Origin of the sequence: Syntrophomonas sp., assembly GCF_028707975.1 — a bacterium.
In the GTDB taxonomy this organism is placed as follows: Bacteria; Bacillota; Syntrophomonadia; order Syntrophomonadales; family Syntrophomonadaceae; genus Syntrophomonas.
Genome location: NZ_JAQVZX010000062.1, coordinates 1 through 10,775, shown reverse-complemented (window position 1 = coordinate 10,775; position 10,775 = coordinate 1). Strand labels below are relative to the sequence as shown.

Sequence of the window (10,775 nt, the reverse complement as noted above, 5' to 3'; positions counted from 1 at the left end):
ACAAAAGGGGTTTTCGCAGGGGAGTCAATCATGATTGCTGCAAAAAAGGAGGCCTATTCAAAGTGCTGGAAATAAATCTTGAAGCTATTAACGGAGCCCTGGTGGAAAGCCCCTACATGGCTCTGGTAACCGTTAATAAAGACGGATACATTACATTGATGAACGAAACATTCCTGGACTTGCTGGGTCTTAAAAAGGAGCAAGCTATCGGGAAACATGTCTTGGAGGTACTGCCACACTCAGAACTCCCTGATATACTAAAAACCGGAAGAATAGATAAAGCTGATATCTGGCCCATTAATGGCAACGACACCGTTGTAACTCGTTTTCCCCTGATAAAAGACGGTGAAATCGTAGGCGCAATGGGGCAGAGTTTTTTTCTGGACATGTCCGGGGCCAGGATTTTGATGCAAAGACTACAGGAAACTGAAGAAGAATTTCAAGCTTTTTCCGAAGCCTTGATTGAAAACCCTTATTTAGTCTATGTAGCCGTCAATAAAGAAGGCCTCATCACTTTGATAAACCAAACCTGTCTGGATGCACTGGGTATGGAAAAAAAAGAAGTTATAGGCCGTTATATTCTTGATATAATACCCGAATCCCGCCTGCCGGAAGTTCTGCAGAGCGGGCGTATACACGAAGCCGATATTTGGAGCGTTAATGGTCGTGATACCATTGTCACCCGCCTGCCCATCATTAAGAACGGCAAAATTATTGGCGCCATTGCTAAAAGTCTTTTCCTGGATGTGTCCGGAGCCAAAATGATGCTGCAAAAGCTGCAGGAAACCCAGCAAGAATTTCAGGCTCTATTCGAAGCCTTGATTGAAAGCCCTTACATGGTCTATGTTATCGTGGACAAGGATGGTTTTATCACCAATATGAACAAAACCTATCTGGATGCTTTAGCTTTGGAGCGGGAGCAAGTGGTAGGAAAGCACATTCTGGAAATAATACCCGAATCCAAACTGCCCGAAATTCTGAGTACCGGGCGCATAGACAAAGCTGACATCTGGCCCATTAACGGTCGTGATACTATCGTAACCCGCCTGCCTATTATAAAGGATGATAAAATTATCGGCGCCATTGCCAAGAGTCTTTTCCTGGATATGTCCGGGGCCAGGATTTTAATGCACCGCTTGCAAGAAACGGAGAAGGAGTTCCGGGCTATCTCCGAAGCCTTGATTGAATGTCCTTATATGGTTTATGTCATAGTGGACAAGGATGGCATCATCACCTCCATCAACCAGACTTACCTGGATGCACTGGGTATGGAAAAAAGCGAGGTAGTGGGAAAACATATCAGCAAAATAACCCCCACTTCCCTCTTACCGGAAGTACTTAAAACCAGGCAGATAGATTTGGCCGATATCTATAGCATCAACGGGCAGGATACCATAGTAACCCGGCTGCCTATTATCAAAGACGGGGAAATAATCGGCGCTATTGCCCGGAGCCTGTTTATGGATATCTCCGGTGCCAAAATCCTCATGAACAAATTACAGGAAACCAAAAAAGAACTCAATATATATAGAGAAGAACTGCGACAGGGCTACCAGGCCAAGTGGCATTTTAAGGATTTAATCGGCCAATCACCCGCCTTTTTGAAGGTTAAATCAGTGGCTGAACAAGTATCCCATAGCGTTTCCACCTTGCTCATAACTGGTGAAAGCGGTACCGGCAAGGAACTTTTTGCCCATGCTATTCATAACTCCAGTGACCGGAGCAGCTATCCCTTTGTCATGATAAATTGTGCCGCCTTGCCCGATAGTCTCCTGGAGTCCGAGTTGTTTGGCTATGAAGAAGGAGCTTTTACCGGAGCCCGGAAAGGGGGAAAACCCGGCAAATTTGAACTGGCCATGGGCGGTACCATTTTCCTGGATGAAATAGGCGATATGCCCTTAAACATGCAAACCAGGCTATTAACCGTATTACAGGACCGAATGGTGGAAAGGATCGGCGGAACCCGGCCCATCTATATAGATGTGCGGGTTATAGCCGCTACCAACCGTGACCTGGAAGAATTGGTGGCCAATGATAAATTCCGCCAGGACCTTTATTATCGCTTGAATGTAGTCCGCTTGGATATACCCCCGCTTAGAGAACGCAGCGATGATATTCCCCTCCTGGCCAAAAATTTGATAAAAAAGATTAACAAAAAATTAGGTACCAAAATCAATAAGATTTCCTATAAAACCATTGAACTTATGCAAAATTACGGCTGGCCCGGCAACGTACGGGAATTAGAGAATCTGCTGGAGAGAGCCCTCAACCTGGCGGATATGAACCGGGAAAACAGCATCACCATAAAGCACTTCCCTCTTATGGTGGAAAACACCTATTTCCGGGATGAGCCGAATCCCTCTACCCTTCCAGACGCTATTGAACAACTGGAAAAACAGCTGATTATTCAAGCGCTGGAGAAAACCAACGGCAATAAAATGCAAGCCGCCAAAGTACTGGGTATTTACACTTCGGCACTTTACCGAAAAATAAGCAAATACGGCCTGGATGAGCTGTAAGCTAGATTAGCGCAGTACCCCTTGAGCCGCAAAACAAGCCATCCTCCTATTTTGAGGGGGTTAAAAGCGGCAGCGATTTTTACCGCCCTGTAAGCCACAGCATGCCGTATAGCCGTTTTAGAGTTCTATATATAAGCAACAGCAAATATTGCCCCCCTGCTCCCAGCATATTATTTTGGGAATTTTCCGCCTAATGCTGCATTTTAGCCTACTACAAGCATTCCCACCTCTAATTTGTATTCTATTTTGATATGAAAAACAAAAAAATATACTCCTCTAAAAAACTGGCGACCATTTTTTAAAAGTGCGAAAGGTCGCCTTTTTTGACCTGTTATTTTCTCTTTCCAAATACTTGGCATCATTTTTGCTTTGTATATAAAAAGAATCAAAAGATTGACTACAATGCAAACCCTTTTCTGAATAAGGATTGCCTACATATTCAAACGAGCTTTAGCGAAGCATGGGTGCAACACCCGGTGAAGGCAAGCAGTGACATTAAGCCCATTTCACTGTCGGAAAGGCAGAATATTTAGATATTTTCGAAAAGCAAGGGGGTGAAAGATTAATCTCGGGATTAGTTGCGAGCTAAAGATGATTTTTAATTAAGGAGGTTACTAAAATGGCTATTAACAAAATTGCCATGCTCGGCGCCGGAACCATGGGTCAGGGTATCGCCTGGGCGCTGGCGGCAGTCGGTAAAAAAGTCGTACTCTATGATATTAAACAGGAATTTGTTGATAGAGCCATCGCTGCCATTGGAAAGAGCCTAGCCAAAGCAGAAGAAAGAGGAAAAGCTGCTCCTGGTACCAAGGATACTGTAATAGGCAACATCACTGGGACAGTTAATTTTGATGATTTAAAAGATGTAGATTTCGTAATTGAAGCGGTTTTTGAAAATATGGAGGTCAAGAAAGACATCTATACCAAACTGGATGCCCTGCTGGCCCCCGAAGTAATAATTGCCACCAATACTTCTTCCCTTTCCATTACTGAAATCGCCGCAATTACCAAGAGAGCAGATAAAGTCGTAGGTATGCACTTCTTCAATCCGGCCAATGTTATGAAACTGGTTGAAGTTATTCCCGCCTTGCAGACCTCAGAAGAAACTGTACAAAAAGTAATTGACCTTTCCGTAGAAATCGGCAAAAAACCAGTAAAGGTAAAAGAAGGACCCGGCTTTGTGGTTAACCGCATCCTGGTTCCCACCATCAATGAAGGCTGCTTCATTCTCTATGAAGGACTGGCTACTGCCGAAGACATCGACACCGCCATGAAGTTAGGCGCGGGATGGCCCATGGGTCCGCTTACCCTCTGTGACCTGGTCGGCGGCGATATCGCCCTGGCGGTAATGAATACCCTCTATGATGAAACCGGAGATCCCAAATATCGTCCTTCCGGCCTGCTCAAACAATATGTACGCGCCGGCTGGCTGGGAATGAAGACCAAGAAAGGCTTCTTCAATTATTAAGCATAAGTATGACCCTACAACAAAAGCACTTATTGTGCCATGTTGTAAAAATTAGAACCCTTATGGAGGGGGAAAAGAAATGAGCTATGAAAACATCATCTTAGAAAAGCAAGACTACCTGGCAATACTCACTATTAACCGTCCCAAGGCCCTCAACGCCCTTAACAAAGACACTTTGAGCGAAATGAGCATGGCCCTGGAGGATATTAACGCAGACCAGGCCATAAAAGTGGTCATTGTAACCGGCAGCGGCGACAAAGCCTTTGTGGCTGGTGCTGATATCGCTTATATGCAGCCCTTGTCCGCCTCAGAGGGACGCGAATTCTCCGACTATGGTGAAAAAACCATGCGCATGATAGAGCTAATAGAAAAGCCGTTTATTGCCGCCATCAAGGGATTTGCCCTGGGGGGAGGCTGCGAACTGGCTATGGCCTGTGATATCAGGCTGGCAGCGGAAAACGCTTTGTTTGCCCAGCCGGAAGTCGGGCTGGGGGTTATCCCCGGCTTCGGCGGCACCCAGCGGCTGCCCCGTTTAATCGGCGAAGGACGAGCCAAGGAATTAACCTACACCGCCGACACCATTAATGCCGCTGAAGCTTATCGCATCGGCCTGGTTAATCATGTCTATCCGGTGGATGAACTTATGGAAGCCGCCCAAAAAATGGCCGCCAAGATTGCATCCAAGGGAACTCTGGCGGTGGGTTTTGCCAAATATGCCATCGGCAAAGGCCTGCAAGCTGACATTGATACCGCTATGGGCATAGAGTCCGATATGTTTGGCATGTGCTGCTCCACCGCTGATCAAAAAGAAGGTATGGGAGCATTCCTGGAAAAGAGAAAACCCGTATTCAAAGGTAAATAATAGGGGGGACCAATTCTCCCTCAAGCTTAAATGACTAAAATATATTGGGGAGGTTTTAAAACATGATGAAGGAAATACAGGATGTGGTAATTGTAAGTGCGTGCAGAACTCCTATAGCCAGATTTTTAGGCAGTCTTAAGGATGTACAGGCCATAGATCTGGGCATTATCGTAGCTAAAGAGGCTATTAAAAGAGCCGGAATCCAGCCTGATATAATTGATGAAATCGTAATGGGCGAAGTATATCCCCATATGCAAGGTTCTCTGCCCGCCCGCCAGGTGGGAATAGCCGCCGGGCTCCCGGTAAGAAGCAATGCCTGTAATGTAAACCAGAACTGCGCTTCCGGCATGCGGGCTCTGGATGTTGCCCTCAACCATATTCAATTGGGCAAGACCGATGTCGCCCTAGTAGTAGGGGTGGAAAGCATGACCAATGCCCCGTATATGATTCCCAAAGCCAGGATGGGTTATCGCATGGGACCAGGCAGCATTGAAGATGCCATGCTCCATGACGGGCTTATAGATCGTCTGGTTCCCGGCCACATGGGCGTAACCGCAGAAAATATTGCCGAGAAATACGGCATTACCCGTGAAGAATGTGACCAACTGGCCCTAACCAGCCATCAACGCGCCACCCGGGCTACTCAAGACGGAACCTTCCAGCGGGAAATAGTCCCGGTAGAACTGAAGTCCAAAAAAGCTGTCAAAATCTATGACAAAGACGAGCATATGATTCCCGATGCTAACCTGGAATCCATGGCCAAATTGCCCACGGCTTTCAGAAAGGGCGGAGTAGTAACTGCCGCTAACGCTTCCGGTCTCAATGATGCCGCCGCTGCCGTAATCATCATGTCCAAGGCCAAAGCCCTGGAATTAGGGGTAAAACCCCTGATGAAACTGATAAATATCTGTGGTGAAGGCGTAGCCCCCGAAGTCATGGGTCTAGGTCCGGCGGTAGCCATTCCCAAATGCCTCAAAGAAGCGGAAATGAAGTTCGAAGATGTGGAATACTGGGAAATCAACGAAGCCTTTGCCCCTCAGTTTATCGGTGTAGGCCGGATGCTAAAAGAGGAATTCGGCATTGAATTGGACATGAACAAAGTAAATGTCAACGGTTCCGGTATCGGCCTGGGCCACCCGGTAGGATGCACCGCCCTGCGCATTGTCGTTTCCCTGTACTATGAGCTGGAAAAGCAGGGTAAGACCATTGGCGGCGCTTCACTTTGCGTGGGCGGCGGACCGGCTTACTGTTCCCTCTGGACCAGAGACATCTAGGTTCGCAGCGCTACTCCCATGGACGGGAGATTAGCGCGGTACCCCTTGAGCCGCGAAACAAGCCGTAGGTGTTGCCCATGCGAAGACGGCGGGCGGTATATTTATACAAGCCAGTGAGTTAATTACTTTTTGTAATAAAATCAAGGCATTCGTTGAAAAATTTCACATAGGGAGGAATAATAATGGATTTCCGTTTAAATGATGAACAAGAAATGATGAAAAAAATGGCCCATGATTTTGCGGTCAATGAGATAGCACCCTATGCCTCCGAGTGGGATAACAACCACATTTATCCCGAAGACTGCATTAAAAAGATGCATGAAGTAGGACTGATGACCATCGGCGTACCAGCCGAATATGGCGGAGCAGGCCTCGATCATACCGCACAGAACATTGTCGCTGAAGAAATCTGCTGGGGTGATGCCGGCGTAGGTACCGTCATGGTAGCCAGCACCCTATTGGCCTCCGACCCCGTTCTGGTAGCCGCCAATCACGAGCAAAAAAAAGAGTTTTATGGACGCTTGCTGGACGGCGAACTGGCAGCATTCTGTTTGACCGAGCCCGGTGCCGGTTCCGATGCCGGTGGCATTGCCACCCGCTGTGTCAAAAGCGGCGATGAGTATATTCTAAACGGCAGCAAACAGTTCATCAGCAATGGCGGAACCGCCGGTGTTTATACCGTACTGGCCACCCTGGATAAGAAGATGGGTACCAAAGGTATGTGTGCCTTTATTGTTGACCGCAATACCCCCGGTATAACCGTAGGCAAAACCGAAGACAAACTGGGAATCAGAACTTCCAACACCACTGAAGTAATATTTGAAGATGTCCGGGTTCCGGCCAAGAATCTTTTAGGCTCTGAAGGACAGGGCTTCTATATCATAATGAAGACTTTGGACCTTTCCCGGGCCAGCATCGCCGCCATGGCCACCGGCGTATCCCAAGCCTGTCTGGACGCTTCGTTGGAGTATTCCAAATTGCGCACCCAGTTTGGCAAACCCATCTGCAGCTTCCAGGCCATTCAGTTCAAGCTGGCGGATATGGCCATGAGGATTGAAGCCTCCCGCCTGCTCTATCTGGAGGCCTCCTCACTGCAGGATATGAATGTTCCCCGTTTCAGCAAAGCCGCCTCCCTGGCCAAAGCCTATGCTGGTGATACCGCCGTATTCTGCGCCACCGAAGCAGTGCAGGTTTTTGGCGGATATGGCTATACCAAGGACTACCCGGTAGAAAAATACTACCGTGACGCCAAGATATTCCAGATATACGAAGGAACCGGCGAGGTGCAGAGACTGGTAATCGCCGGAGACTTGCTCAGAGGTTAATAAGTTTCAGGTTGCGGCCGCGAGCAGTCCTGCCAACAACATTCTACGCTCCGGTCTGCAGCCTGGCTTAATTAAAAGTGAGGAGTGAGGGATCAAGATTTCCAACTATAGCTTATTGTTCAAGAGCCGCTAACTCACTTTTCATCCATGTTAATATTTTTCGTATATTTCTCAAACTATAATTCCCTCGCAAATATGCCATTAAGGAGGAATTGCCCTAAAATGGATTACAGCATGGAATATAAACGCAAACTGCTACCCGTAGAAGAAGCTATGAAGGTAGTTAAATCCGGCGACCTGGTGCAGTATGGAGAATTTGTCATGAATTCCAGCTACCTGGACGCTGCACTGGCCCAGCGGGTTGATGAGTTAGAGAATGTCAATATCCGCACCACCACCTGCCCCTTCCCGCCCAAAACGGTTCTGGCTGACCCGGAGAGAAAACACTTCATATATAATGACTATCATATGAGTGCCGCCAGCCGCAAGCTGCATGATAAGGATTTGTGCAATTATGTACCTTTGACCTATCATGAAGGCCCCAGTTTTTATGAGCGCGATTATGTGGCAGCCGATGTAGCTCTGATTAAGGTTGCCCCCATGGATAAACACGGTTTCTTTAATTTAGGTACCTCGCTCTCTTTAACCCCACTGTTCTGTGATACCGCCAAGACCGTTATAGTGGAAGTCAATGAAAACGTTCCCATCTGCCTGGGCGGCTGCCGGGAGTCCATTCACATATCTGAAGTTGACTACATAGTTGAAGGGGACAACCAGCCTATGATTCAGCTTCCGGAGCTCCCCATATCAGATACCGACAAGAAAATAGCTTCCATAGTCCTGGAAGAAATCGAAGACGGAGCCTGCCTGCAGTTGGGAATAGGCGCCATGCCCAATGCTGTCGGAGCTATGATAGCCCAATCCGATTTGAAGGATTTGGGGGTACACACAGAAATGCTGGTAGACTCCTTTGTCGATATGTATGAAGCCGGGCGTATTACCGGTCGCCGCAAACAACTGGATAAATGCAAGATGGCATACACTTTTGCCATGGGTACCAACAAACTGTATAACTTCCTGGATGGAAACCCAGCATGTGCCATCTATCCTGTAGACTATACCAATGACCCCTTTATTATTGGCCGCAACGAAAAAGTTCTCGGCATCAATAATGCCATTGAGGTAGACCTTTATGGACAGGTGGCTTCAGAATCATCAGGGACCCGGCATATCTCCGGAACCGGCGGACAGTTGGACTTCATTATCGGTTCCTATTATTCTAAGGGAGGCAAAGGCCTGATCTGCCTGACCTCAACCTTTACCGACAAAGAAGGCAATCTGCAGTCTCGAATCCGGCCCACATTAACCCCAGGAGCCGTTGTAACTGTACCCCGGAGTATAAACTTCTATGTAGTCACTGAATATGGTATTACCATGCTCAAGGCCAAATCTACCTGGCAGCGGGCCGAAGCGCTTATTAACCTGGCCCACCCCGACCTGCGGGATGAACTCATTAAGGAAGCTGAAAAAATGCGTATTTGGGTGAGAAGCAATAAAATAGTCTAAATGATTTCAGGGTGGAATAACTATACTATCGACCCTTTATTAATCTGACCCCCTTATATTTTTTTTTATATATTTTTCAATAGGCCGGGCAAGCATCTCGGCTCACCCGGCCTGTTACGTTTTTTTAATGAGTTTATCTCTTGACCCCGTCTTGTAATAAGACTTCAGAAATAACGGTCATATAATCCAGAATAGCGTCCCCGTAAACCTAATAGTAGATCATGGTAGTATGTTATAACGCATACTCATCGCACCATTAGACATAGGTTTTAATGCCTGATTTAAAACAAAACCCAGACCTGCATAGAAATCAATTCTGTTTTCATAAGCATCTATCGTAATATACTTTACGCCTAATTTACTTCTACTGAGTTCAAACGCCAGGTTTTTGGTATATTCAACTAAATATGCTCCAAAACCTAATCCTTTCCACGAGATATCTCTTCCTAATCTGGCGAGTTTAATGGCGGGAACTCTATATCGAGTATGACCATCAATCTGTCTTTCCTCCTTGGATAAGGTTATAGAATCACAACAAAGTGAACAAAATGCAACCAGCTTTCCTTCATAATAAAGTAGAATAGTGCTATTTAACCCGATTTCCTGTTCGAGAAAAGCCTCTTCTTGAAGAAAGTAGTTAATCTCACTATCCCCACAATCAAAATTGGCTAGATCAGATATTTCTTCTTCTGATAATCTAGCCAATACTACTGCCTTTGTATTAAATTTTAAATCAAACATTGATTAATCAAGCCCTTTTTTCTTTATGTTTTTAAAGTGCTCTGCCCGTTCTAATGATTTCTTAATTTGCTCCGGCATTGGTTTCTTTTTTAATTCCTCAAAAACAGCTTCGGCATCTTTGCCATATAATGTAGGCGTGGGTTGAAGTTGGGTAGCCATCTTCAATTCCCCCTTTCTGGTATCTACTTCATCATGATCCGGACTTTTCTTCTTCTTATTCATAGTGTACCACCTTGAATCATTTGTTGTAAATAATATGAACAATATCTACTATAAATAACCCCTATCATAACAATATGAAACACTGAAAGATCTCTGATTTTTCAAATAATGACTCTGCTAATCGGGTAGGAGGCTACCCATTAGTTGAGTAGCCGACCTCCCACGCCACCGTACGTACCGTTCGGTATACGGCGGTTCCAAAGTTTACACATTACTTCGCAGAGTAACATTCCGTCAAACTGAGGTATCCGGCGCGTTTGAATCTCTCGTTGTATAAGACTCTTAACAAGATTGGGCTATGGGCGGTACGCCAGTAGCCTTTTCTTGTGTTTGCCCACATCCATGCTTGCTTTTCCTTAATTCCTGCACGTTTGAGATTCTCGAAACGCGTGCGGACTCTTTTCCATCGTTTCCATGTCACCATCCGTATGCGGCTTCGAATCCATTCATCCAAGCCCTGTATCAGCTTCTTTGCATCTGCCAACTTGAAGTAGTTCATCCATCCTCGGACCACCTGGTTCAGCCGGACTTTCCTTGCCTCAATTCCCATCCCGTTGCTGCGCCCAGTAACTTCTCGGATTTTATCCTTGAATTTTTGGACACTCTTGGGATGTATTCTGAGCCTTCCTTCTCCTTTATGGGTGTAGAAGCTATATCCCAGGTATTTGACCTTGTTCACATGTGCCACCTGTGTTTTCTCTCGATTTACTTTCAGGAATAGTTTTCCTTCAATGTAGGGGAGAATGTGGTTTAATGTACGTGTCGCTGCTTTCCTGCTCTTGCAGAAAATCAGCAGGT

Annotated in this window: 9 protein-coding genes; 6 read left to right on the top strand and 3 right to left on the bottom strand. The window is 46.3% G+C overall.

Annotation, left to right across the window (positions count from 1 at the left end; genetic code table 11):
- Window positions 1-62: 62 nt before the first annotated feature.
- The 6 genes from PHP87_RS08460 to PHP87_RS08435 all read left to right on the top strand — a co-directional run bounded on the left by PHP87_RS08460 (window position 63) and on the right by PHP87_RS08435 (window position 9,014).
- Window positions 63-2,519 (top strand): sigma 54-interacting transcriptional regulator, encoded by a 2,457-nt coding sequence (locus PHP87_RS08460; protein WP_299920342.1) that lies wholly within the window; start codon window positions 63-65, stop codon window positions 2,517-2,519.
- A gap of 619 nt (window positions 2,520-3,138) precedes the next feature.
- Complete coding sequence (locus PHP87_RS08455) at window positions 3,139-3,987, top strand: 3-hydroxyacyl-CoA dehydrogenase NAD-binding domain-containing protein (RefSeq protein WP_299920340.1); 849 nt, start codon at window positions 3,139-3,141, stop codon at window positions 3,985-3,987.
- A 79-nt stretch (window positions 3,988-4,066) separates the two neighbouring features.
- The gene (locus tag PHP87_RS08450) at window positions 4,067-4,849 is read left to right on the top strand and encodes an enoyl-CoA hydratase-related protein (RefSeq protein WP_299920338.1); all 783 of its coding nucleotides are present in this window, start codon (window positions 4,067-4,069) and stop codon (window positions 4,847-4,849) included.
- Between the two features lie 62 nt (window positions 4,850-4,911).
- Window positions 4,912-6,123: a thiolase family protein gene (locus PHP87_RS08445; protein ID WP_299920336.1), complete on the top strand. Its 1,212-nt coding sequence runs from the start codon at window positions 4,912-4,914 to the stop codon at window positions 6,121-6,123.
- A 182-nt stretch (window positions 6,124-6,305) separates the two neighbouring features.
- Entirely contained in the window at window positions 6,306-7,448 is a 1,143-nt protein-coding gene (locus PHP87_RS08440) for an acyl-CoA dehydrogenase family protein (RefSeq protein WP_299920334.1), read from the top strand.
- A 222-nt stretch (window positions 7,449-7,670) separates the two neighbouring features.
- Window positions 7,671-9,014 (top strand): acetyl-CoA hydrolase/transferase C-terminal domain-containing protein, encoded by a 1,344-nt coding sequence (locus PHP87_RS08435; protein ID WP_299920332.1) that lies wholly within the window; start codon window positions 7,671-7,673, stop codon window positions 9,012-9,014.
- A gap of 219 nt (window positions 9,015-9,233) precedes the next feature.
- On the opposite strand, the gene PHP87_RS08430 is transcribed toward PHP87_RS08435, so the two are convergent.
- From PHP87_RS08430 to PHP87_RS08420, 3 genes are all read right to left on the bottom strand, one after another.
- On the bottom strand, window positions 9,234-9,755 hold the full coding sequence (locus tag PHP87_RS08430; RefSeq protein ID WP_299920330.1) for a hypothetical protein: 522 nt from the start codon (window positions 9,753-9,755) through the stop codon (window positions 9,234-9,236).
- A gap of 3 nt (window positions 9,756-9,758) precedes the next feature.
- On the bottom strand, window positions 9,759-9,977 hold the full coding sequence (locus tag PHP87_RS08425; RefSeq protein WP_299920329.1) for a hypothetical protein: 219 nt from the start codon (window positions 9,975-9,977) through the stop codon (window positions 9,759-9,761).
- A gap of 211 nt (window positions 9,978-10,188) precedes the next feature.
- On the bottom strand, window positions 10,189-10,775 hold a 587-nt coding region (locus PHP87_RS08420; protein ID WP_299920327.1), incomplete at its 5' end, for a group II intron maturase-specific domain-containing protein.